Below are 22,739 nucleotides of genomic sequence, written 5' to 3'. Positions count from 1 at the left end.
GCCGCTCCGACCAGTGGCTCAGAACCGTTTGCGGGCAACCGCTACCTTCACCGCCCCTGTCGAGACCGAGCGGATCAACGGATCTGCAAACATCCAAAACACTGACCCACCGCAGCGTTTGCGCAATGTTTAGCACCGATCATGACGAACACCCCTCCTCTCCACAGGATTGTCCGGCAATGGCTACTCCCCTCTCGACTGCCGCCCCCCCCACCTCTACACGCGGCGTCAGCCCCAACGTCGACAAAAAACCCAGCGTACTGACCGTCGTGGTGTTCTTTTCCGTACTGGCCATGGGGCTGTTGTTCACGGCCTACAGCCTGATGCATGACATCAATCGTGTCGGCACCACGATGACCACCTGGACCCCGTTCTTGCTGCTGGGCGTGGCGCTGCTGATTGCCCTGGGCTTTGAGTTCGTCAACGGTTTCCATGACACCGCCAACGCCGTGGCAACAGTGATCTACACCCACTCGCTGCCGCCACAATTCGCAGTGGTCTGGTCGGGCTTCTTCAACTTCCTCGGGGTGCTGCTGTCCAGCGGCGCCGTGGCCTTCGGCATCATCGCCCTGCTACCGGTGGAGCTGATTCTGCAAGCCGGCTCCTCGGCCGGGTTCGCGATGATCTTCGCCCTGCTGATTGCGGCGATTCTGTGGAACCTCGGCACCTGGTGGCTGGGCCTGCCGGCATCCTCCTCGCACACCCTGATCGGCTCGATCATCGGCGTCGGCGTTGCCAATGCCCTGATGCACGGGCGCGATGGCACCAGTGGCGTCGATTGGGCCCAGGCCACCAAAATCGGCTATGCGTTGCTGCTGTCACCGCTGGTCGGCTTCGGGTTCGCCGCGCTGTTGCTCCTGGCCCTGCGCGCCTTCGTCAAGAACCGCGCCCTGTACCAGGCTCCGACCGGCAACACCCCGCCGCCATGGTGGATCCGCGGGATGCTGATCCTGACCTGCACCGGCGTGTCCTTCGCCCACGGCTCCAACGACGGCCAGAAAGGCATGGGCCTGATCATGCTGATTCTGGTCGGCACCCTGCCGATGGCCTATGCACTGAACCGCACCATGCCCGCCGATCAAGCGTTGCAGTTCGCCGCCGTGGCCGAGGTGACCCAGCAGGCGCTGGTCAAGGGTGCGCCACGACTCGCCCTCGCCGATCCTCGTTCGACACTCACCGATTACGTGCGCAGCAAGCAAGCCACGCCCGAACTGGTCCCGGCCCTTGCCGCGCTGGCCGGTCACATCGGCAACGAAGTGAAGGGCTACGGCTCGCTGGCCAAGGTGCCGGCCGAAGCCATGGGCAACGTGCGCAATGACATGTACCTGGCCAGCGAAACCATTCGCCTGATGGACAAGAACAACGTCGGCCATTTCGATGCCGACACTACCGGCAAGCTGCAACTGTTCAAGCAACAGATCGACAGCGCCACGCGCTTCATTCCGTTGTGGGTGAAAATCGCCGTGGCGATTGCACTGGGACTGGGCACCATGGTCGGCTGGAAACGCATCGTGGTGACCGTCGGCGAGAAGATCGGCAAAACGCACCTGACCTATGCCCAGGGCGCCTCCGCCGAAACCGTGGCCATGCTGACCATCGGCGCTGCCGATATGTTCGGCCTGCCGGTCTCGACCACCCATGTGCTGTCGTCGGGGGTGGCCGGGACCATGGTGGCCAATGGGGGTGGGCTACAGATGAAGACCATCCGCAACCTGTTGATGGCCTGGGTACTGACCCTGCCCGCGGCGATTGTGTTATCGGGCAGTCTGTACTGGTTGTTCACCCGGTTGTTCTGAGCAACCACCGGCTGCAGCCGACCGAGCCGATGGGAACACCCATCGGCTCGGCCGGCAATTGGTCAACCGCAACTGTTCTTTCACCGGGTGGCAACTACGCCCTGGCCAATACCATCCGCTCACGCAGCACGTCGTAGGCCCAGTGGTAGATGTAGGTGTACGGCAGGAAGAACAGCAGTACCCCGATGTCCAGAATCAGCGCCTCCATCAGGCTGACCTTCAGCCACCAGGCAATCAGCGGGATACTGATCGCCACCAGGCCACCTTCAAACATCAGTGCGTGCAAGACCCGGGTCCCGGCACTGGGGACCAGCGCCAGACGCTTGAGCAGCCGATCGAACAGGCCGTTGAACACCACGTTCCAGCCCAGGGCGATCAGGCCAATGCCAAGCGTGACCACGCCCATGTCGACCATCGGTTTGTCCATCAGCCAAGCCAGCAGCGGAGTACACAGCATGATCGCGAGCACTTCGAATCCAATGGCTTGAAAAACACGTTCAGTGAAGGATTTATGGGTGCTCATCATCAAGCTCCTTGGTAAGTGTGGTTGCCATGATCCCTCACCAAGACGATACTTCATAATCAATAACCATCGATCAAGGCGATAGTTCATGCCCTCCCATGAAGTGCTGCTGGCGTTCGTACAAGCGGCGACCCAAGGCTCGTTTTCCGCCGCGGCGCGCAAACTGGGCAAGAGCCAGTCCACCATCAGTGCCGCCGTCGCCAGCCTGGAAATCGACCTGAACGTGACACTGTTCGACCGCAGCAGCCGCAAACCCGGCCTGACGTCGGCCGGGCATGTCATGTTGCAACGAGCCGAAGAGATCCTGGCAGCCACCAGCCGCCTGAAAATGACCGCCGCCCAACTGTCACAGGGTGTAGAGGCCAAGCTGACGGTGGCGCTTTCCGATACCTATCATTCCGACCGGTTCGATGCGGCACTGAGCAGCTTCGAACAGCGCTACCCGGACCTTGAGCTCGAATGCCTGATTGCCGAGTGCGATGACTTGGTCGCCCTGGTGCAAAGTGGCCGCGCGCATATCGCCCTGGCCGAGATGAAGGACAGCTACCCCGCCGACCTGGACTGCGCGACCCTCGACGAACGCACGGAGATCGCCTTGTTCATATCGCCACGGCACCCGCTGGCGGCGCTGCACACGGTCGACAAACAAACCCTGGCGCAGCATCGCGAGCTGCGCCTGGCGACCATCATCAACCCCTACGAAACCCGCGCCAAGGGACGGGTGTGGTCAACCCCCAGCTATCTGATGCTGCTGGAAATGGCCCAGGGGGGTTACGGTTGGGCGCCCTTGCCGCGCTGGGTGGTTGCACGCTTTGGCGCCGGGACAGTGCAGGAACTCAAGGTGCGCGGCTGGCCAAAATCCGTATCGGTTCACGCGCTCTGGTCACGGCTACACCCGCCAGGGCCGGCGGGGAGCTGGTTGCTGGCCAGGATATTGGAGTGAGGCTTTCAAGCTTCCCCGACAGAGGGCGGCCGGTTGGTCTGGCAGTACTCGTGCAGGACGCGCACCGTGGGCAATTCAAGTGCCTGGGCGGCGTAGCACAGCCCAACCCGGCGCGTCGGCGCAGGCCCGTGCAAGGCCCGGGAGACGACCCGCGGATGCCCATCCACCAACGACTGCGGCAACATGGCCACGCCAACGCCTGCAGCCACCATGCGCAGCGCCTGCATCAGTGACCCCGCATGCCCGGCCACCGCTTCCGGCGAGCGCCCGTAGAGCGCCATCAAGCGCTGATGGGAAACGTGTTGCGGGCAGGTGATCCAGTCCTCGATGGGGGTGTAATTTTCTCCTGAGTCGATCCGGGCCATGGGATGCCCAAGAGGCAATGCCATGACGTAGGGTTCTTCCCAGAGCGGCAGAAACAACTCGTCCTCGCAGCACAGCTCTTCCACTGCCAGTCGCGCATCGCCCTGACAACCTTCCTGCAAGGTCAGCAACAGGTTGGGCAATGCCTGATGGATCATGCGGACAACCCCCTCGACCTGGCTGTCGGCAATATCACCCTCCACGCCCAGTTCCAACGATGCACGGTCTTCACCACCACGAAACAAGCGCCGCAGAGCGTCGGCCTCAAGCACCATCCGACGTGCCTGCGGATAGAGCACTCGCGCCTGGTCCGTGACTTCCACACCGCGCGGCTGACGAGTAAACAGCGCCGCCCCCAGGTCTTCTTCAAGCTGCTTGATGGTGACCGACAGGGTTGGCTGGCTGATGAACAGCCGCTGCGCCGCGCTGGTGATGTTGCGCTCCTCGAAGACCGCGAGAAACGCCTTGAGGTGACGAATATCCATAGGCTATCCCGATGGCAGACAGAGAAATAAGGCATTTTTCAGCCGAGATACTCGTAAATATACTGAGATCCAAGATCAGCTATCCATTTTTATTATTTCAGGAGCCATTCCATGAGCAAGCCATTGATCATCATCACCGGTGCCAGTTCTGGCATTGGCGAGGCCTGTGCCCGTCTGTTTTCGGCAGCCGGCCACCCTTTGCTGCTACTGGCCCGACGCATTGAGCGCCTGGAAGCCCTGGCCCTACCCGACACGTTGAGCCGTGGCGTCGACATCACCGACCGTACGGCCCTGATTCAAGCGGTCAAAGACGCCGAAACACAGTTCGGCCCGGCCGACGCCCTGATCAATAATGCCGGCGTCATGCTGCTGGGGGACATCACGACCCAGGACCCGGCACAGTGGGAGCAGATGCTCGACGTCAATGTAAAAGGCCTGCTCAACGGCGTTCATGCCGTGGTGGCCGGCATGACCGAGCGCAAGCATGGCACGATCATCAATGTCAGCTCCGTGGCCGGGCGCAAGACCTTCCCCAACCACGTGGCCTACGTGGGCACCAAGTTCGCGGTACACGGTCTCTCCGAAAACCTGCGCGAAGAACTTTCGCCACATAACGTGCGGGTCATCACCATCGCACCGGGAGCCGTGGAAACCGAGTTGCTGAGCCACACCACGGATGAAGCGATCAAGAGCGGCTACCACGCCTGGAAGCAGGATATGGGCGGCACCGTGCTGAGCGCGCAAGACGTCGCATCGGCGATTCAATACGCCTATGCGCAACCGCAGAACGTGTGCATCCGCGAAATCGTGTTGGCCGCGACACGCCAACAAGCCTGAGTCGCGGCGAGGGCGTGCGCGCCCTCGCCACTAACTCAACTCCGCCAATCGCCGCTCGATAAACCGTCGTTCCGGCGCTTGCCGAGTCAGCTCCAGCGCACGCCGATAGGCCGCCTTGGCTTCCTCCACACGGCCCAATTGCCGACAGAATTCGGCTCGCGCCGAATGGGCCAAGTGATAGTCGAGCAGTTCTCCCCGGTTCAATATCCCCTCGACCAGGTTCAGCGCCGCCAACGGCCCGTCGCGCCGGGACAGTGCCGCCGCGCGATTGAGCTCGATCACCGGCGAAGGCATGGCCTGCAACAAGACGTCGTACAGGCCGACAATCTGTGGCCAGTCGGTGTCCTCGGCCACCTTCGCTTCGGCATGCACGGCCGAGATTGCCGCTTGCAGGCAGTAAGGCCCGAACCCCCGGGTACCCAGCGCCCGCTCGACCAGGGCACTGCCTTCGGCAATCATGTCGGCATCCCACAGCGAACGATCCTGCTCATCGAGCACAATCAACTCACCCGCAGCCGAGGTCCTGGCCGGACGTCGCGACTCATTGAGCAGCATCAGTGCCAGCAACCCCATCACCTCGGGCTCCGGTAATAGCTCCATCAGCAAACGGCCAAGACGAATCGCCTCGCGGGTCAGGTCTTCACGGGTCAACTCACTGCCTACCGACGCCGAATAGCCTTCGTTGAACACCAGGTAGATCACCCGCAGCACACTGTCGAGGCGCTCGGGCAACTCGGCTATCGACGGCACTTGATACGGGATGGCGGCGTCGCGAATCTTTGCCTTGGCGCGCACGATTCGCTGGGCAATGGTCGCCGGTGTGGCGAGAAACGCCCGGGCGATTTCTTCAGTGGTCAGGTCGCAGACTTCACGCAAGGTCAACGGTACTTGCGCGTCGGCTGCCAGGGCCGGGTGACAACAGGTGAAGATCAGCCGCAGGCGATCATCTTCCACGTCTTCGACACTCCACTCGGCCTCTTCCAGCGCTTCGAGTTGCGCCACCAACAACGCCTGCGAGGCGACAAATCGTGCCCGGCGGCGCAAACCGTCAATCGCCTTGAAGCGCCCGGTCGACACCAGCCAAGCGCGAGGATTGTCGGGCACGCCATCGCGCTGCCAGCGCTCGACCGCGACAAAGAAGGCTTCATGCAGCGCCTCTTCGGCCAGGTCGAAATCCCCCAGCAAGCGAATCAGGGTGGCGAGGATGCGCCGCGAGTCGTTGCGATACACCGTCTCGACCAGCGCCTTGACCGTCTCGCCCGGCATCAGTCCGGCATGCCCGTGGTGACCAGAGTGACCAGCCGGTCCAGGCTCTGCCCCCAACCGTCATGAAACCCCATGGCCTCATGCGCCTTGCGATCCTCTGCACTCCAGTGCATGGCACGGGCGGTGTACAAGGTCTTGCCATCGACGTCGTCGAAGGTCACTTCAGCGGTCATGAAGGGTTTACCCGAGGGCGTCCAGCCTGGGGTGAACGCATCGGTGAAGACCAGCCGCCGGGGCGCATGAATCTCCAGGAACACCCCGCTGGTTGGGTACTCGCTGCCGTCCGGCGCGCGCATCAGTGTGCGGAATTGACCGCCGACCCACAGGTCCATTTCGCACTCCGGCGTGGTCATGCCGTGCGGCCCCCACCACTGGGTGAGCCATTGCGGCTCGGTCCAGGCGCGGAACACCTTATTGCGCGGCGCATCAATCAAGCGGCTGATGGATAACTCGAACTCGGCCGGCTGGCGGCCAGCGTGATGAGTGGTCATGAACAACCTCCTGTTTATCGTTGTTATTTGTCGTGGTTATCAGGGATTCAACTCACGTATCGGACGCACTTCCACACTGCCGACCCGGGCCGCCGGGATCTTGCCGGCGACCTGGATGGCTTCGTTCAGGTCCTTAGCCTGAATCAGATAAAAGCCTGCCAACTGCTCCTTGGTCTCAGCGAACGGACCATCGGTAATCGACAGTTTGCCGGCGCGCATGCGCACCGTGGTCGCGGTCTGCACGGACTGCAACGCCTCGGCGGCGAGCATCCGGCCGCTGCCCTGGACAGACTCGGCATAGGCCATGCACTCGGCGTCTTCAGGGCTGTCGGGCGAGCTGTGCAGCACGCGCTCGTCGCTGTAGACCAGACATAGGTATTTCATAAGGCTCTCCAACATCAGGCTGATCAACTATGGCTGCAGATCGAGGGTTTGGCGAAAAACCCGACGATCAGGGCTGCAACTCGAACAACGCGGCGCCACTGGTCATGTCGAAGGGGGCCGACCAGTGCTCGTGAACGATTCGCCAGTGCTCACCGCCCCGTTGATAGCCGGCGGTCACACGCATCCAGCAACCTTTGGTCTCACCCTTGTCGTCGGTACCGCCGCAGTGAGCCAGCCAGTGGGCAAACGCTATGTCTTGAGCACGCAGGACGTTGACCTGATGAAACTCGAAGAGGTCCGGGCCAGGGCACATCGTCATGCACTCTTCCCAGTGCGCGCGGTAGGCCGCCTTGCCCTTGAACTGCAGCGCCTTGACGGCATCGAACGAGACAATGTTGTCGGCGTACAGCCCCATGAGCCGGTCAATGTCCTTGGCGATCACCAACTGCCGGTACGTCTCGATCAGGTTCTGGATATCGGTGTTTTCTGTGTGTGCATTCATGACGCAACTCCGAGTGTTTTGTGTGAGGACACCCTTAGTCGACTGACCAAAAAGCAAATCGACAGCCGAAATAAAAAAATCTCGAAGCGGCAAACTGGCTAGAATCCGAACCTCACATTTGCCGGAATACGGACACCGTCGGTGACCACTCAACTCGTTCCTTATGAACAGCTTTCGCCCCGCCAGCGCGAGCGCGTGCAAGACATCGAGATCCACCCGGCGCAGAAGTCATTCTCCGGGGATATTCACGGTGCCCTGCACTCGCTCAGCGCGACCGCAGGCGACGCCATCAGGGGCTTTGCCCTGATCGCGGACGAGAGGCCTGTCGCCTTCCTGCTGCTCAAGCGCCCACCGTTCCTGCCGGACTGGGCCCACGAAGACACCGCCACCCTGCACGCCCTGCAGGTGGACCACCGCTGCCAGGGCCTGGGCTACGGCACCGCCTGCCTGCAAGCCTTGCCGGAAGTCGCGCGCCAGGCCTGGCCGGACATCAAGGGCCTGGAATTGTCGGTGGATGCGCACAACGAAGCGGCGCTGGGGCTCTACCTCAAGCAAGGCTGGGTCGACAGCGGCCATGCCTATAAAGGCCGGATCGGCCATGAACGGCGCATGACCCTGGACTTCTGACTCCCCGCCCACTGTCACGGATGATACAAGCGATGCTCACGACCATCGAACAACTGGAAGCCCTCTACGGCCTGCCCCACAACCGCGCCGTCAACAAGCAGATCCCCAGCCTGAACCTCGACTATCAAGCGATGGTGCAAGCCTCGCCACTGGTGATCATCGGCTCGGTCGGGCCGCACGGCATGGACTGTTCACCCCGTGGCGATGCACCGGGATTCGTGCGGATCATTGACGAACGGACCCTGGCGATCCCCGACCGCCCGGGCAACAACCGGATCGACACGCTGCGCAATATCGTCCTCGATTCGCGGATCTCGTTGCTGTTCATCATTCCGGGTATCGGCGAGACCTTGCGGGTCAACGGCACGGCAACCATCAGCGCCGAGCCGCAACTGCTGCAAAGCTTTGCCGTGAATGGCAAACCGGCGCGAACAGTGATGGTGGTGAAGGTGGAAGCGGCGTTTTTCCACTGTTCAAAGGCGATCGTGCGTTCGGACTTATGGAACCCGCAGAAGTACCTGGACCGCTCGGCACTGCCCACCGCGGGCGCCTTTCACAAGCGCCTGAACGATGGCCGGTTCGATGCCGAATGTTATGATCAGGAGGCGCCTGCGAGGTTACGCGACAGCCTGTATTGAGCCCCCTATTGCTGGCGGGGAGGCTTACAGGTCCAGGGCCATTTCGTGCCAGGCCAAGCCGCCATGGTCTGACTCGGAGGCCTTGAGGTAGGCAAAGCCAAAACTGGCGTACCAGGCAACGTGCTGTTCCCGGCACATCAGGTTGATACGGATCTTGCCCATCTCCCGCATGCGCTCGATGAACTCGGTCATCAACTGTTTGGCCAGGCCTTGCCCCTGATAGTCCGGGTGCACCACCACGGACATGATCACCACCTGTGGGCCGTCCGGGTCGTGACCGATCATTTCCTTGAAGGCCTCATCGGCCATCTCTACCTGATACGCCGCACCCGAGTTGATAAACCCGGCCACGACACCGTCGACCTCGGCCACGATAAACCCCTCTGGCCAGGTATCGATGCGCGTGGCGATTTTCTCGCGAGTGGCCGCCTCATCGCCTTCATACGCCTCGGTTTCAATGGTGAAACAGCGATCAAGGTCATCCGGCGTGACCTGGCGTATGACAGTCGTGGAGGTGTTCATGGCGTGACCCGATCAGCGAGAAAAGAGGGGGCGAATCATAAATGAATAAGCACCGCATATCGATCATACGCGCGGCCGTAAAGCCTTCGTATAGCCTTTGCATCGCGGCTTTATATCGCCCTGGTTTCGGGCTATTGGTAATCCCTGTCTCTCACCACACACAGGGAATCTCACCATGACGAGCGTTCAGGCTGGCCTGCTGATGCTGTTCACCATCAGTGCTTTTGGCTTCATTTCCCTGATGATCGATGTGATCAGGGCGCGCCGTACCAGCAAGGGCAAACGGTAAGGGTAAAGAGGCGAGGCAGCTGACTGCGCCGCCTCTCGCGCCATTCAGTCAGCCTTGAGCGGCAACCAGATTTCCAGCACACCTTCCCCCGTCTGCGGATTGAAGTCGGCGCTGTAGCGTTCGAACTCCGGGGCGTCCGCCGCCTCACGGCCCGAGGCTGGCAGCCAGGTTTTCCAGATGTATTGAAAGGTCCGGGGCAAGTCGCCCAGCGAGCCTTTGTGCTCGAACACCGCATAGTGCTGGGGCTGCACTTCGATCCAGCGGTACAGTTCAGGCAGGTCATCGAGCTTGCTGATCTCGACACCGGCGATGTACTCAAAAGCACCTTTGCCATCTGGATTGCAGCAGATGCCGTAGGTCACATCGCCCATTTGCCCAGGCACCTTGCCGATATGGGGGATGAATTTATCCCAGAGTGCGGGAATGCCTTCGGTGGTCTCCTGGGTAAACCGTTCGCCTAGCCCGGCGATCAACAAGAAATGCCCTTTTTCGAGGCGCGGTTCGGCAACGACGCCCTTTTTTGGATCATCCATGAATCAACTCCTGCCGCTCAAAGGTGGGTTCAGCCAGAGAGTATAGAAGGCAAACCGGATTCTCCCCCCATCAGAGCCCGGGAAGTTCTGCGGCTCCCGTCGAGCCAATGAACTCCTGATAGCCAGAAACGATCACGTAGACCGCGAAATAGCAGAAGATCGCCGCAGATGCCATATAGGAATACCGCAGCAGCTTATCGCCCAATAACTTGCCTCCCTGGGTCGCCGCCAGGCACAAGGCAACGCACCAGAGTAGCCCGGCACAAAAGAACCCCGCCAGGAACAACCCGGCGCTGGCCAGGCTGCCGCCCCCGGAACGGGCGATCAGCGTACCGCCCACGGCCGCGAACCAGAGAATGGCGCTGGGTGAGGACATGGCCAGAAAGATCCCACGAAAGAACTCACGACGATGGGAACCGCTACTCACCTCGCCCGCCTCCGCCAGCACGACACTGTGATGGATCGCCGAGTAAATCATCCTGGCGGCGAAATAGAGCAACAACGCCGAGCCACCGACCCACAACACCCAGCGCACCGCCGAGTACTGCAACAGCACGGTCATGCCGGCCAGCGCCAGTACCGCGTAAACCAGGTCACCAACACAGGTCCCGAGCCCCAGTGCGAAGCCCTGAAAATACCCACGTTGCATGGCCAGGGTGATCATCGCGATGTTGGCCACGCCGATGTCCAGGCACAGTGAAAGGCTCAGCAAAAAGCCGCTGGAAAACTCCATGTTTCATCCCGTTCGAAGGTGGTTGAGTCAGTGGCGCGTAGCTATGCAAGAAGCAGGCAAGAACGTGTTTTGTCCGCAACAATCCGCTGCGAGCGGGCCAGTGTCGTCGAAAAAAGTTGATCTTCGCTACTGGACAAGCCGTCATCGGCGCCCTTATCTTGCGTCCAGGCCACCGCAGTGGCCAGCGTCGCTCGGACGGTTCCGGGCGCTTACGTACTCCAGAGGCAACAATGGCAGACCAAGGTTCGCCGCGCCGCTTTGCGCGCATAGATCGACTCCCCCCTTACGTATTCAATATCACTGCCGAGCTGAAGATGGCCGCCCGTCGTCGTGGCGAAGACATCATCGACTTGAGCATGGGCAACCCCGATGGCGCGACCCCGCCGCACATCGTTGAAAAAATGGTCACGGTCGCCCAGCGCGAAGACACCCACGGCTACTCCACGTCCAAAGGCATTCCTCGCCTGCGCCGGGCCATTTCGCGCTGGTACAAGGATCGCTACGAGGTCGACATCGACCCGGAAAACGAAGCCATCGTCACCATCGGTTCCAAGGAAGGCCTGGCGCACTTGATGCTCGCCACCCTGGACCAGGGCGACACCGTGCTGGTGCCCAACCCCAGCTACCCGATCCATATCTACGGTGCCGTGATTGCCGGCGCCCAGGTGCGGTCGGTGCCACTGATTCCTGGCGTGGACTTTTTCGCCGAACTGGAGCGCGCCATTCGCGGCTCGATCCCCAAGCCGAAAATGATGATCCTCGGCTTCCCGTCGAACCCGACCGCGCAGTGCGTGGAACTGGACTTCTTCGAGCGCGTCATCGCCCTGGCCAAGCAGTACGACGTGCTGGTGGTCCACGACCTGGCCTACGCCGACATCGTCTATGACGGCTGGAAAGCCCCGTCGATCATGCAGGTGCCGGGCGCCAAGGACATTGCCGTGGAGTTCTTCACCCTGTCCAAGAGTTACAACATGGCGGGCTGGCGCATCGGTTTCATGGTCGGTAACCCGGAGCTGGTCAACGCGCTGGCACGGATCAAGAGCTACCACGACTACGGCACATTCACCCCGCTACAAGTGGCTGCCATCGCGGCACTGGAAGGTGATCAGCAGTGCGTCAAGGATATCGCCGAGCAGTATCGGCAACGTCGCAACGTGCTGGTCAAGGGCTTGCATGAACTGGGCTGGATGGTCGAAAACCCGAAAGCCTCAATGTACGTCTGGGCCAAGATTCCCGAGGCCTATGCCCACCTGGGTTCGCTGGAGTTCGCCAAGAAATTGCTGGCCGAAGCCAAGGTCTGCGTCTCGCCAGGGGTTGGCTTTGGCGAGTATGGCGATGATCACGTGCGCTTCGCGCTGATCGAGAACCAGGACCGGATTCGCCAGGCTGTCCGCGGGATTCGCGGGATGTTCCGGGCCGATGGGTTGGTCGGCAAGACCAACGCCTGACACAAGACACCGTGGGAGCGGGCAAGCGGAACGCCGCCCGGCTCTCTCCCACAGGTGTTTCGCGTGGTGCTTAAACGAACATCGACAGCAGCAGGATAAAGCCCAGCGCCACCACGGACAGGATGGTTTCCATCGCGGTCCAGGTCTTGAAGGTTTCCGCCACGGTCATGTTGAAGTACTGCTTGACCAGCCAGAAGCCCGCGTCGTTCACGTGGGACAGAATCAACGAGCCGGCACCGGTGGCCAGCACCAGCAGCTCACGGTTCACACCCGGAATCATCCCCACCACCGGCACCACGATACCCGCGCCAGTAATGGTCGCCACGGTCGCCGAACCGGTGGCGATACGAATCACCGCCGCCACCAGCCAGGCCAGCAGGATCGGCGAGATCTGCGCGTTCACCGCCATGTGACCGATCACATCACCCACACCGCTGGTCACCAGCATCTGCTTGAAGCCACCACCAGCACCGATGATCAGAATGATCGCGGCGGTCGGGGCAAGGCTCGCGTCCAGCCATTTGAGCATCTGGCTGGAACCGATGCCCTGCTTGTAACCGAAGGTGTACAGCGACAACAGCAACGCCAACAGCAGTGCCGAGATCGGGTGGCCGATCATGTCCATCCATGTGCGGAAGAAGTTGCCGTCCGGCAGCGCCACGTCAGCAAAGGTTTTGAGCAGCATCAGGAACACCGGCAACAGCACGGTGAGCAGGGTGATGCCGAAGCTCGGCAGTTCGCTTGAATCCGACTCACGGACCAGTTGATCCACCAGCTCCTGATTCGGATGACCGGGAATGTGCTTGGCGATGAACGTACCGAAGATCGGGCCGGCAATGATGGCCGTCGGCAGCGCCACGATCAGGCCATAGAGAATGGTTTTACCGATGTCGGCACCGAACACGCCGATGGCCAGCAGCGGGCCCGGGTGTGGCGGGACCAGACCGTGGACCGCCGACAGACCGGCCAGCAGCGGGATACCGATCTTGATGATCGACACTCCAGTGCGCCGGGCAACGATGAATACCAGCGGAATCAGCAGCACGAAGCCGATTTCGAAGAACAGCGGAATGCCCACCAGGAACGCGGCGAACATCATCGCCCACTGCACCTTGTCCTTGCCGAAAGCGCGGATCAGGGTCTGGGCGATCTGATCCGCCCCGCCCGACTCGGCCATCATTTTGCCGAGCATGGTACCCAGCGCGAGGATGATGCCGACAAAACCCAGCACGCCACCGAAGCCGTCCTGGAATGCCTTGATGATGGTGCCGATCGGCATGCCCGAAGTCAGCCCGAGGAAAGCGGCGGCGATGATCAGGGCAATAAAGGGGTGAAGCTTGAACTTGGTGATCAGGACAATCAAGCCGATCACCGTGACCACTGCATCGAGCAGCAGAAACGTCTCGTGGGACATGCCAAACATTAGGGGTGTCTCCTGGTTGTTGTTGTTATGAAAGCAGGGAATACGTAAGCCATCAGGACAGCGCTACCTTTCAAAGCAAAATTCATATGGCGAGCTTCAAACCATGGCCCAGCCACCAGTGGTGCGCTTGCACGGCCAATTCATCGACACTGTGGGTCGATGCATCCAGCGCCAGGGTCAACGGCTCCCCGACGGGTGATTCAAGGGTTGCGAACTGGCTGGCGATCAAGGTCGACGGCATGAAGTGGCCGGGACGATGGGACACTCGGTCGGCGGCGACTTCCGGGGTCAGTTCCAGGAACACGAACCCCAGCCCAGGCAGAGCGCTGCGCAGGCGTTCGCGGTAAATATACTTGAGCGCCGAACAGGTCAGCACCGGGTGCCCGCCCGTGGCATCGACACGACGCAACTCTTCGCACAGGCTGTCGAGCCAGCCGGCACGGTCGTCGTCGTTCAGGGGAATGCCAGCGCTCATCTTTTCGATATTGGCCGCAGGATGAAAGCTATCGCCTTCAATGCCGGTCGCACCGCTGAGCTGGCACAGGGCCTCGCTGACGCTGGACTTGCCGCAGCCGGCCACGCCCATGATGACCAGGGCGGTGATTGGTTGACTCATCTAACACCTCAGCGCGCAGACAGCGCTACCTTTGCCAATGGAAACTCTCGTGCAAAAGCAGGCATTGCCGACGCCTTCTTGTCATTTTTATGGGTTGCAGCAGGTTCTTTCCCAACGCCAAAAAGCAGGGATCAGGCAACCCCTGCTCAAGCATTTGCAGCCGCATCGAGACAGCGCTACCTTAGTGCCTTGAATTTTGTTTGGCAAGCCGTCCGATGACCTCCTCTAAAAACGATAAAAATACCCGCACCACTGGCCGCCCTACCCTGAACGAAGTCGCCCGCCTGGCCGGGGTCAGTCCGATTACCGCGTCCAGGGCCTTGCGCGGCATCAGTACGGTTGCCACCGAACTGGTGGAAAAGGTCCAGCAGGCCGCTCTGGAACTGAACTACGTGGTCAACCCCGCCGCCCGCGCCCTGGCCTCGGCCCAGAGCCAGTCGGTCGTGGTACTGGTGCCGTCGTTGTCGAACCTGCTGTTCATCGAAACCCTGGAAGCCATTCATCAGGTACTGCGCCCCAAAGGCTTCGAAGTGTTGATCGGCAACTACCACTACTCGCGCGATGAAGAAGAAAACCTGCTGCGCAACTACATGGCCTATCAGCCGCGTGGCCTGTTGCTGACCGGCTTTGATCGCACTGAAAGTGCCCGACGCATGGTCGAGACCAGCAACATCCCCTGCGTCTATATGATGGACCTGGACCCCGGTGCCGGTCTGAATTGCGTCGGCTTCTCGCAGCTCAGTGCCGGTGAAACGGCTGCCCGGCATCTGATTTCGCGAGGCCGCAAGCGCCTGGCCTACATCGGCGCACAACTCGACCAGCGAACCTTGCTGCGCGGCGAGGGTTTTCGCCGAGCCCTGCAACAGGCCAACCTCTACGACCCGGCCCTCGAGTTGCTGACACCGCGTCCTTCCTCGGTAGGCCTGGGCGGCGAGTTGTTCCTGCACATGATGGCGGCCCACCCGCAGGTCGACGCCATCTTCTTCGGCAACGACGACCTGGCCCACGGCGCCCTGCTCGAAGCCATGCGCCACGGGATCAAGGTCCCCGAACAAGTGGCCGTACTGGGCTTCAACGACCTGCCGGCCTCTGCACACATGGTGCCGCGCCTGAGCAGCATCAGCACCCCGCGCGAGGCCATTGGCCGCCGCGCGGCCGAGCATATGCTCACCTTGATGGCCGGCAACACGATCGCCAGGCCAGTGGTCGACCTGGGCTTCGAGCTCAAGGTTCGCGAGAGTACGTAACAGCGGCTCAGTGACGCAGGCTGTGGGCACCGGCACGACAAATGCCGTTCACTCACTCAGGCCTGCCCGGCCATCAATTCGACAAACGCCAGGGCGCCCTTTTGCAGCGGCTGGCTTTTGAGCCACACCGCATGTACCGGCAGCACCAGTCCATTTTCGATGTTCCTGAAGCCCAAACGCTTGAGCCGCCCGGACGCCAGCAGTGGCTCGACCACCGATAACGGAAAGTTGCCCCAGCCAATCCCCGCCTCGACCATTTCCAGGGCCATTTCCAGGGTATCGGTGCGCCAATGGGATTCGCCGAGCAGTGGTCGGGTTTCGCTGATCGGCAAGTCGCGGCTGGCGACGATGATCTGCCGCACCGGCACCAGGTCTTCCAGATAGGGGGCCTCCCCCAGGGCCTGGAAGGCCGTGTTGACCGGAGATATGGTGGCGATCATCTGCTCGGTTCCGACGAACTGGAACCGCTCCAGCACATTCACACTCAGCCCGGCGAACGCCAGGCAAACGTTGACCCGGCCACTGTGCAGCAGCTGCAACACATCATCCTGCGGGGCGCTGAGCAGCTCGATATCGAGTAGCGGATAACGCTCGGCGATGTGCTTGATCGCCGCCAGTAAACGGGTCTTGTCGATGTCCGCCACCACCCCGATCGACAGCTTGCTTTCCAGCCCCAGGGACAATTCGATGGCATGCACCCGAAGCTGTTTGAGCTGCTCGGCCGCCAGCCGCGCATGGGGCACCAACGACGTGGCCATGGCCGTAGGTACCGGTTCGCGATGACGGCGGTCGAACAGCGGATAACCGAGTTCTGCCTCCAGATTGGCGATGCCCATGCTGACCGCCGACGGCACCTTGCCAAGGGCGCGGGCGGCCGCCGAAAAGGAGCCGCGTTCGATCACGGCCAGGAACAACTCGATACTGTCGCTGGAAAAACTCATCGCATCACCTATCAACAAACCTGAAAGCTACCAACTTTTTCTGTCAGGCCTATTGAAGCTATCTTTCGCCGCCTTCGCCAGCCCTGATCCACAAAGGGCGGGTGCCACTCACTGAACGAAGGGGCAATGGCCATGCAAGGCGTGAAACGCAAACTGGTTTATGTATCGCTGTACGAAGTCATCGGCATGACATTTTCCGCACTTGGCCTGGCGCTGCTGTCCGGCACAGCTCCCAGCAGCACCGGGCCGCTGGCCGTGATCATCACCACCATCGCGGTGAGCTGGAACTTCATCTACACCTCGCTGTTCGAGCGCTGGGAAAGCCGCCAACCATCTCGAACCCGCACCGTCCAGCGACGCATCGCCCACGCCGTGGGTTTTCAGCTGACCTTGATCGTGTTTCTGATTCCCCTGATAGCCTGGTGGATGGACATCAGCCTGGTGCAAGCCTTCCTGCTGGACCTGGCACTGATCATCTTCATCCCCTGCTATACCTTTGCCTTCAACTGGCTGTTCGATCGCACCTTCGGCTTGCCCGCGTCGGCGCTGCCTGACCCGGCCTGAGCGACAGGCACAAAAAAGGCTTCTCGACCCAGCGCCAGTGCCGGGTCAAGAAGCCTTCTAGCGACAGGCCGGGTTAATTGAGTTGCAACGTCGAATTGAACTGGCTGATGGCATCCACCACATGCCGTGAGCCCTGCTGGATTTCCAGGATCACTTCCCCTGCCTCATTGGCCAACTCCACGCCCAGCCCGGTGCGACTCAAGCTCGACTGCATGCTCGACACGGCACTCAAGGACAAATCGTGGTTCTTGCGCACCACCTCGACAATTTCCACACATCCCTGTGCGGTCGGCATGCACTTACATGACGGCCAACATAGTTAGTTACAGGTGAGCATAGCCAGCACAACAGATGGCGCAAGGCCATTATCCGGGCAGTACCGAGCGCTTCTGGACGAGAAACGGTTCAGCCGGGAACAGATTGCCAACACAAAGGTGACGGTGCGAGAAGGGTTTCGATTTGTCCACGCAGGTGTGGATCAAGGTAATGGGACATTGCTCGATTCAGAACAAGGGCAAGCCAACAGACTAAAGTTGGCCCTGCCTCCTTCTGAGCACGGTGCAGGGAAATCTTGCAGATCGAATGCTTATTGGCTTGGATGTGATAACGGAGCCCGATTGCCGGGCTCCGTCAAAGCAGGCTCAATGACCGAACACCCCGACCTTTTTGGCCTTCTTGTCAGCGCGTTTTTCATCGGCGCTTTTCGCCGGCTTTTTTTTCGCAGCTTTCTTTGAATCCATGCCTTTGGCCATGATACGTACTCCACTCTTGCGGGATGTGAGATCAGGTATACACCTATCCTGGTGCGCGCGTTCTTTTATAATCGCCGGCTTTGCGCACTGGCGACCCCCTTTATGCCCGACACCCGATACACCCGGCTCGATGAGCCGCTGTGGCCCTTGATGAACAAGTTCTACCGCACGCACCAGTCTTCGATGAAGGCCGTGCGCGATGCGCAATTGTGGGTTGGCAAACGCGACGAGATCATCGCCGGACTCTGTCTACGACCGATTGCGGACGGGTTCTGGCTGACCGGCTTGTTTGTCGACCCGGGCTGTCGTGGGCAAGGCATTGCGGGCGCCTTGATGGCCGAGGCGCTGCGACCGATCAGTGCCCCGGTGTGGCTGTTCTGCCACCCGGACTTGCGCGAATTCTATGAACGCAACGGCTTCGCCGCCGGCCCGCAGCTGCCTTATGCACTGGCCGAGCGCCTGCTGCGCTATAGCCGCAGCAAGCCGATGATTGCAATGGGGCGGGGCCTGGTCACTGACGCGGCTTAACCGTCTGCCGCGGGGTCCAGGTCGGGGAACATCACCTCGGTAAAGCCGAACTTGCGAAAGTCGCTGATTCGCGACGGGTACAACCGGCCGATCAGGTGATCGCACTCGTGTTGCACGACACGGGCATGGAACCCTGACGCGAAACGCACGATCGGTTGCCCCTTGGGATCGACACCTTCATAGCGGATGTGCTGGTAACGCTCCACCGCACCGCGCAACCCGGGCACCGACAGGCAACCTTCGAAGCCTTCCTCCAGCGTGGGCTGCAGGGGCGTGATCAGCGGGTTGATCAGGATCGTCTGCGGTACGGCTTCAGCATCCGGGTAACGTTCGCTGCGCTCGAAGCCGAAGATCACCAGCTGCAGATCAACGCCAATCTGCGGGGCGGCCAGGCCGACACCGCCGACGCTTTCCATGGTCTGGAACATGTCGTCGATCAACTGCCACAACTCAGGGCTGTCGAACATCTCGTCCGGTACTGGCGGGGCAATACGCAGCAGGCGCTCATCGCCCATTTTGAGAATTTCACGGATCATCGTCAGGCTTCGTCAGAGGTCGGTTTGAGCGAGTGATCCCGACCCAATCCCGATACGTGTTGTTTGGGGGTGTCGTGTTCACCGAGGGGCGCTTGGCCAGGCCCCTTGCCCTCGGTCGACATGTGATCGATCACCGCGTTCATCTCCGCGCCCAGCAACAGCACCGCCGCGGAAATGTAGAAGTACAGCAACAGCACGATGATCGCACCGATACTGCCATACATGGCATTGTAGTTGGCGAAGGCTTTCACGTAGAAACCAAAGCCCAGCGACGCAATGATCCACACCACCACCGCCAGCACGGAGCCGGGGGTGATAAAGCGAAATTCCTGCTTCACATCCGGCATCACGTAGTACGTCAGCGCCACGGCCACCATCAACAGAATCACGATCGCCGGCCAGCGCAAAATCGTCCAGATTGTGACAATGACCTCCTGCATGCCGATCTGCGAGGCGATCCACTCCATCACCTGCGGACCAAGCACCATCAGGGCCGCAGCCACCAGCAACATGCCGGCGATGCCAACGGTGTAGATAATCGACAGCGGGAAGCGCTTCCAGATCGGGCGACGCTCGACCACGTCATACGCCGCATTCATGGCACTCATCATCAGCCGCACACCCGCCGAAGCCGTCCACAAAGCGATGACGATACCGACCGAGAGCAATCCGCCCTTCGATTGCTGGAGCTGGTCAATGACCGGGTTGACCTGCTCCAGTGCCTGGGGTGGCAACACCAGCTCCGACTGCAGGCGCAGCCAGGAAAAGAAGTCCGGCAGGTGCAGGAAACCGATCAGCGCGATCAGGAACAGGATGAACGGGAACAGCGAGAACAGCATCTGATAGGCCAGCGCCGAGGCATAGGTTGACATCTCGTCAGCGATGAACTCCGTGACGGTGCGCATCATCACGCGGTGCAAAGGCAAGCCTTTCAAATCCGGGAAAAACATAGCGTCTCCATTCGCCGCAACAGGGTTGAAGCCAGGGGGGCGACTCAAGGGCCGTTCGTTGCATCAAAGTAACCTACTTGGCGACCTTGAAACAGTTTCAAGGCTAGCAACCACCAGACAATAGCCGACGTCAAAACCGCCATCCGTCCATGACCCGGACGGCTCACCGTGGTGTGCGATGAACATCCAGGGTCAACCCCGTGCGCAGCGATTGACCGTCGAACCCTGGGGTGAGTTTCATTTGTTTTCGCCGGGTCATTTCATCCGCCCATGCAGGTTGGGCTTTATGTTTGCAGGCTTTGCCGGGAGAATGCATCACGTATTCAGGCCATGGCACTGAAGAACCAATCCCGTAGGAACGTTATGAAACTCGATAAAAAGCAGGCCATTGCCCGCAGGAACCAGGAACTGGGCGGTGCAGTGCTGGGTGTGAACAACTGTCACTTCACCGAATTGAACCGCAACCGCAACATCTGGTGGTTTGATATCCCGGTGTCGCGCTTGGCCATTGGCCAGTATGAGTGGATCCACCTGCTGATGCACACACCCGATACCGACGAACTGCTGCACCTGAAAGTGCCGACGGTGTTTCTGCGCGAGAAGCTGGAAGGCCTGGTGGTGCGCAACGAAGGCAAGCGCAAGGCGGCCCTGAGCCTGGAACTGAGCGCCGACAAGGACTCGTACCTACAGGACATGCGCCCGGCAGGCACCAATGTGAATTTCGCGCAGTTTCGCCTGTAGTCCAATCCGGCTGTACAGAAGCGCGCCTGACAGGCAAATAACAAAAAGCCCCGCATCCGCGGGGCTTTTTGGTGATCGGCGCCTTACTTCTTCACGCCCAGCTTCTTCAACTCTTCGTCGCGCAGTTCACGACGCAGGATCTTGCCCACGTTGGTGGTCGGCAGCGCATCGCGGAACTCGACGGCCTTGGGCACCTTATAGCCGGTGACATTGGCGCGCATGTGCGTCATCACCTGCTCCTTGGTCAGTGTTACACCTGGTTTGGCGACGATGAACATCTTGATCGCTTCGCCCGACTTATCGTCCGGCACGCCAATGGCCGCGCACTGCAGCACACCCGGTACTGCTGCCAGCACGTCCTCGAGTTCGTTCGGGTACACGTTGAAACCGGAGACCAGGATCATGTCTTTCTTGCGATCGACGATTCGCAGGTAACCATCCTCCTGGATCAGCGCGATGTCACCGGTCTTCAACCAGCCTTCGCTGTCGAGCATTTCATCGGTGGCTTCCTGACGCTGCCAGTAGCCCTTCATCACCTGTGGGCCCTTCACGCACAGTTCGCCGATTGCGCCCAGCGGCTGTTCAACGCCGGCGTCATCGATGACCTTGCACAGGGTGGAAGGCACCGGAATGCCGATGGTGCCGATCTGGATGTTCTGGATCGGGTTGACGGTCGCCACGGGGCTGGTTTCAGTCATGCCGTAACCTTCGCAGATCGGGCAGCCAGTCACTTCTTTCCAGCGCTCGGCAGCCGCCAGTTGCAAGGCCATGCCACCGGACAGGGTCACTTTCATGGCCGAGAAGTCCAGCTTGCGGAAGCCTTCGTTGTTGCACAGCGCCACGAACAGCGTGTTCAACCCGACAAAACCGCTGAACTTCCACTTCGACAGTTCCTTGACCATCGCCGGCAAATCGCGCGGGTTACTGATCAGGATGTTGTGGTTGCCGATCAGCATCATGGCCATGCAATGGAAGGTGAAGGCATAGATGTGGTACAGCGGCAGCGGCGTGATCAGGATCTCGCAACCCTCATTGAGGTTGGACCCCATCAGCGCCTTGCACTGCAACATGTTCGCTATCAGGTTGCGATGGGTCAGCATCGCGCCCTTGGCCACGCCGGTGGTGCCGCCGGTGTACTGCAGCACGGCCACGTCGCTGCTGGCCGGGCTGGCTTCGGTCACGGGCTGGCCGTGTCCTTTGCTCAACACGTCATTGAACTTGATGGCCTTGGGCAAATTGAACGCCGGCACCATCTTCTTCACGTACTTGATGACGCTGTTGATCAGCAGGCGCTTGAGCGGTGGCAGCAGGTCGGCCACTTCAGTGACGATGACATGCTTGACGCCCGTCTTGGGCACCACGGCCTCGGCCAGGTGCGCCATGTTCGCCAGGCACACCAGCGCCTTGGCACCGGAATCATTGAATTGATGTTCCATTTCCCGCGCGGTGTACAGCGGGTTGGTGTTGACCACGATCAGGCCGGCGCGGATGGCGCCAAATACGGCGACCGGGTATTGCAACAGGTTCGGCAGTTGCACGGCGATTCGATCACCGGGCTGCAAATCGGTATGCTGTTGCAGATAAGCGGCAAATGCACCCGACAGTTCGTACAGCTCACCGTAGGTGAGTGTCTTGCCGAGGTTACTAAAGGCCGGCTTGTTGGCGAAGCGTTGGCAGGACTGCTTCAACACTGCCTGAATATTCGGATACTCGTCTGGATTGATGTCGGCAGCAATCCCAGCTGGGTACTTATCCTTCCAAAAGTCTTCGATCATGGAAGCCCACTCCTCAGCAACGCGAATTCTTCACCGCATTTGATGCGATTATTATTGGTGTGTGTTTTTGGTGAATCTGGCTTACAACTTTAAGGCCGAGAAGTCACAAAGCGCGCCGAGAGTAGCAGCTTTGCAAAAGCCCTACTAGGGCCAAAGAAAGCCCGCACAGTCACATTAGCGACTCAAGACTATTTAATAGTCAGTTTTAGAGTAAAGATTCTACGCAATCTTTAAACGCTCTAAATCGGGCCACCGCGCCAGATTCACAAGACAAAAAAAGGGGTGC

At 60.4% G+C, this 22,739-nt stretch carries 25 protein-coding genes and 1 pseudogene; 10 read left to right on the top strand and 16 right to left on the bottom strand.

Going from position 1 to position 22,739, the window contains the following annotated elements; translation table 11 throughout:
- Window positions 1-179 precede the first annotated feature (179 nt).
- Window positions 180-1,796, top strand: coding sequence for an inorganic phosphate transporter (locus CKW07_RS13325; protein WP_095145315.1), 1,617 nt, complete (start codon window positions 180-182; stop codon window positions 1,794-1,796).
- 94 nt (window positions 1,797-1,890) lie between these two features.
- On the opposite strand, the gene CKW07_RS13320 is transcribed toward CKW07_RS13325, so the two are convergent.
- Window positions 1,891-2,319: a multidrug/biocide efflux PACE transporter gene (locus CKW07_RS13320; RefSeq protein ID WP_095145314.1), complete on the bottom strand. Its 429-nt coding sequence runs from the start codon at window positions 2,317-2,319 to the stop codon at window positions 1,891-1,893.
- A gap of 88 nt (window positions 2,320-2,407) precedes the next feature.
- On the opposite strand from CKW07_RS13320, the gene CKW07_RS13315 reads away from it, so the two are divergent.
- Window positions 2,408-3,262, top strand: a complete 855-nt coding sequence (locus CKW07_RS13315; RefSeq protein WP_095145313.1) for a LysR family transcriptional regulator — start codon at window positions 2,408-2,410, stop codon at window positions 3,260-3,262.
- A gap of 5 nt (window positions 3,263-3,267) precedes the next feature.
- Here the strand turns inward: CKW07_RS13315 and CKW07_RS13310 are convergent, their stop codons facing one another.
- Window positions 3,268-4,110 carry a LysR family transcriptional regulator gene (locus CKW07_RS13310; RefSeq protein WP_095145312.1) on the bottom strand — a complete coding sequence of 281 codons (843 nt, stop codon included), beginning with the start codon at window positions 4,108-4,110 and terminating at the stop codon, window positions 3,268-3,270.
- A 111-nt stretch (window positions 4,111-4,221) separates the two neighbouring features.
- Between CKW07_RS13310 and CKW07_RS13305 the strand changes: the two genes are divergently transcribed.
- The gene (locus CKW07_RS13305) at window positions 4,222-4,947 is read left to right on the top strand and encodes an SDR family oxidoreductase (RefSeq protein ID WP_095145311.1); all 726 of its coding nucleotides are present in this window, start codon (window positions 4,222-4,224) and stop codon (window positions 4,945-4,947) included.
- A 30-nt stretch (window positions 4,948-4,977) separates the two neighbouring features.
- Here the strand turns inward: CKW07_RS13305 and CKW07_RS13300 are convergent, their stop codons facing one another.
- The 4 genes from CKW07_RS13300 to CKW07_RS13285 all read right to left on the bottom strand — a co-directional run bounded on the left by CKW07_RS13300 (window position 4,978) and on the right by CKW07_RS13285 (window position 7,590).
- A complete protein-coding gene (locus tag CKW07_RS13300) occupies window positions 4,978-6,213 on the bottom strand; it encodes an RNA polymerase sigma factor (RefSeq protein ID WP_095145310.1) in 1,236 nt (411 codons plus the stop codon).
- Window positions 6,213-6,704, bottom strand: coding sequence for an SRPBCC family protein (locus CKW07_RS13295; protein ID WP_095145309.1), 492 nt, complete (start codon window positions 6,702-6,704; stop codon window positions 6,213-6,215). Before CKW07_RS13295 ends, CKW07_RS13300 begins: the two co-directional genes overlap by 1 nt.
- A gap of 39 nt (window positions 6,705-6,743) precedes the next feature.
- The gene (locus CKW07_RS13290; protein WP_095078482.1) at window positions 6,744-7,088 is read right to left on the bottom strand and encodes a YciI family protein; all 345 of its coding nucleotides are present in this window, start codon (window positions 7,086-7,088) and stop codon (window positions 6,744-6,746) included.
- Between the two features lie 67 nt (window positions 7,089-7,155).
- A complete protein-coding gene (locus CKW07_RS13285) occupies window positions 7,156-7,590 on the bottom strand; it encodes a nuclear transport factor 2 family protein (protein WP_095145308.1) in 435 nt (144 codons plus the stop codon).
- Between the two features lie 141 nt (window positions 7,591-7,731).
- Between CKW07_RS13285 and CKW07_RS13280 the strand changes: the two genes are divergently transcribed.
- Both CKW07_RS13280 and CKW07_RS13275 read left to right on the top strand, forming a co-directional pair.
- A complete protein-coding gene (locus CKW07_RS13280) occupies window positions 7,732-8,217 on the top strand; it encodes an N-acetyltransferase (protein ID WP_095145307.1) in 486 nt (161 codons plus the stop codon).
- Window positions 8,218-8,249: 32 nt separating this feature from the next.
- Window positions 8,250-8,855, top strand: coding sequence for a pyridoxamine 5'-phosphate oxidase family protein (locus CKW07_RS13275; RefSeq protein WP_095145306.1), 606 nt, complete (start codon window positions 8,250-8,252; stop codon window positions 8,853-8,855).
- 24 nt (window positions 8,856-8,879) lie between these two features.
- Here the strand turns inward: CKW07_RS13275 and CKW07_RS13270 are convergent, their stop codons facing one another.
- From CKW07_RS13270 to CKW07_RS13260, 3 genes are all read right to left on the bottom strand, one after another.
- Entirely contained in the window at window positions 8,880-9,377 is a 498-nt protein-coding gene (locus CKW07_RS13270; RefSeq protein ID WP_095145305.1) for a GNAT family N-acetyltransferase, read from the bottom strand.
- 333 nt (window positions 9,378-9,710) lie between these two features.
- Complete coding sequence (locus CKW07_RS13265; RefSeq protein ID WP_095145304.1) at window positions 9,711-10,199, bottom strand: GyrI-like domain-containing protein; 489 nt, start codon at window positions 10,197-10,199, stop codon at window positions 9,711-9,713.
- 70 nt (window positions 10,200-10,269) lie between these two features.
- Window positions 10,270-10,932, bottom strand: coding sequence for a LysE family translocator (locus tag CKW07_RS13260; protein WP_095145303.1), 663 nt, complete (start codon window positions 10,930-10,932; stop codon window positions 10,270-10,272).
- A gap of 230 nt (window positions 10,933-11,162) precedes the next feature.
- Here CKW07_RS13260 and alaC point away from each other — a divergent pair, with 230 nt between their 5' ends.
- Window positions 11,163-12,380 carry an alanine transaminase gene (alaC, locus tag CKW07_RS13255; protein WP_095145302.1) on the top strand — a complete coding sequence of 406 codons (1,218 nt, stop codon included), beginning with the start codon at window positions 11,163-11,165 and terminating at the stop codon, window positions 12,378-12,380.
- A 70-nt stretch (window positions 12,381-12,450) separates the two neighbouring features.
- On the opposite strand, the gene CKW07_RS13250 is transcribed toward alaC, so the two are convergent.
- Both CKW07_RS13250 and CKW07_RS13245 read right to left on the bottom strand, forming a co-directional pair.
- Window positions 12,451-13,803 (bottom strand): GntP family permease, encoded by a 1,353-nt coding sequence (locus CKW07_RS13250; protein ID WP_095145301.1) that lies wholly within the window; start codon window positions 13,801-13,803, stop codon window positions 12,451-12,453.
- Window positions 13,804-13,885: 82 nt separating this feature from the next.
- Window positions 13,886-14,419, bottom strand: a complete 534-nt coding sequence (locus CKW07_RS13245; RefSeq protein ID WP_095145300.1) for a gluconokinase — start codon at window positions 14,417-14,419, stop codon at window positions 13,886-13,888.
- A gap of 215 nt (window positions 14,420-14,634) precedes the next feature.
- Between CKW07_RS13245 and CKW07_RS13240 the strand changes: the two genes are divergently transcribed.
- The gene (locus CKW07_RS13240; protein WP_095078492.1) at window positions 14,635-15,666 is read left to right on the top strand and encodes a LacI family DNA-binding transcriptional regulator; all 1,032 of its coding nucleotides are present in this window, start codon (window positions 14,635-14,637) and stop codon (window positions 15,664-15,666) included.
- 56 nt (window positions 15,667-15,722) lie between these two features.
- Here CKW07_RS13240 and CKW07_RS13235 read toward each other — a convergent pair whose 3' ends face one another.
- Entirely contained in the window at window positions 15,723-16,607 is an 885-nt protein-coding gene (locus CKW07_RS13235; RefSeq protein WP_095145299.1) for a LysR family transcriptional regulator, read from the bottom strand.
- A gap of 132 nt (window positions 16,608-16,739) precedes the next feature.
- Here CKW07_RS13235 and CKW07_RS13230 point away from each other — a divergent pair, with 132 nt between their 5' ends.
- Window positions 16,740-17,171 (top strand): PACE efflux transporter, encoded by a 432-nt coding sequence (locus CKW07_RS13230; RefSeq protein ID WP_095145341.1) that lies wholly within the window; start codon window positions 16,740-16,742, stop codon window positions 17,169-17,171.
- Between the two features lie 73 nt (window positions 17,172-17,244).
- Here the strand turns inward: CKW07_RS13230 and CKW07_RS13225 are convergent.
- Window positions 17,245-17,460: pseudogene (locus CKW07_RS13225) on the bottom strand (pili assembly chaperone); the annotation flags it as partial.
- A 565-nt stretch (window positions 17,461-18,025) separates the two neighbouring features.
- On the opposite strand from CKW07_RS13225, the gene CKW07_RS13220 reads away from it, so the two are divergent.
- Window positions 18,026-18,451 carry a GNAT family N-acetyltransferase gene (locus CKW07_RS13220; RefSeq protein WP_095145298.1) on the top strand — a complete coding sequence of 142 codons (426 nt, stop codon included), beginning with the start codon at window positions 18,026-18,028 and terminating at the stop codon, window positions 18,449-18,451.
- Here CKW07_RS13220 and def read toward each other — a convergent pair.
- Window positions 18,448-18,987 carry a peptide deformylase gene (gene def, locus CKW07_RS13215; RefSeq protein ID WP_095145297.1) on the bottom strand — a complete coding sequence of 180 codons (540 nt, stop codon included), beginning with the start codon at window positions 18,985-18,987 and terminating at the stop codon, window positions 18,448-18,450. The genes CKW07_RS13220 and def overlap by 4 nt on opposite strands.
- A gap of 2 nt (window positions 18,988-18,989) precedes the next feature.
- Window positions 18,990-19,937 (bottom strand): YihY/virulence factor BrkB family protein, encoded by a 948-nt coding sequence (locus CKW07_RS13210; RefSeq protein ID WP_095145296.1) that lies wholly within the window; start codon window positions 19,935-19,937, stop codon window positions 18,990-18,992.
- Between the two features lie 363 nt (window positions 19,938-20,300).
- Here CKW07_RS13210 and CKW07_RS13205 point away from each other — a divergent pair, with 363 nt between their 5' ends.
- The gene (locus CKW07_RS13205; RefSeq protein ID WP_095145295.1) at window positions 20,301-20,678 is read left to right on the top strand and encodes a hypothetical protein; all 378 of its coding nucleotides are present in this window, start codon (window positions 20,301-20,303) and stop codon (window positions 20,676-20,678) included.
- Window positions 20,679-20,761: 83 nt separating this feature from the next.
- Here CKW07_RS13205 and fadD1 read toward each other — a convergent pair whose 3' ends face one another.
- Complete coding sequence (gene fadD1 / locus CKW07_RS13200) at window positions 20,762-22,453, bottom strand: long-chain-fatty-acid--CoA ligase FadD1 (protein ID WP_095078497.1); 1,692 nt, start codon at window positions 22,451-22,453, stop codon at window positions 20,762-20,764.
- Window positions 22,454-22,739: the final 286 nt, after the last annotated feature.

This window comes from Pseudomonas sp. Irchel s3b6 (assembly GCF_900187415.1).
Taxonomy (GTDB): domain Bacteria; phylum Pseudomonadota; class Gammaproteobacteria; order Pseudomonadales; family Pseudomonadaceae; genus Aquipseudomonas.
The sequence above is the reverse complement of the archived record's forward strand: the minus strand, read 5'-3'. Positions and strand labels throughout refer to the sequence as shown.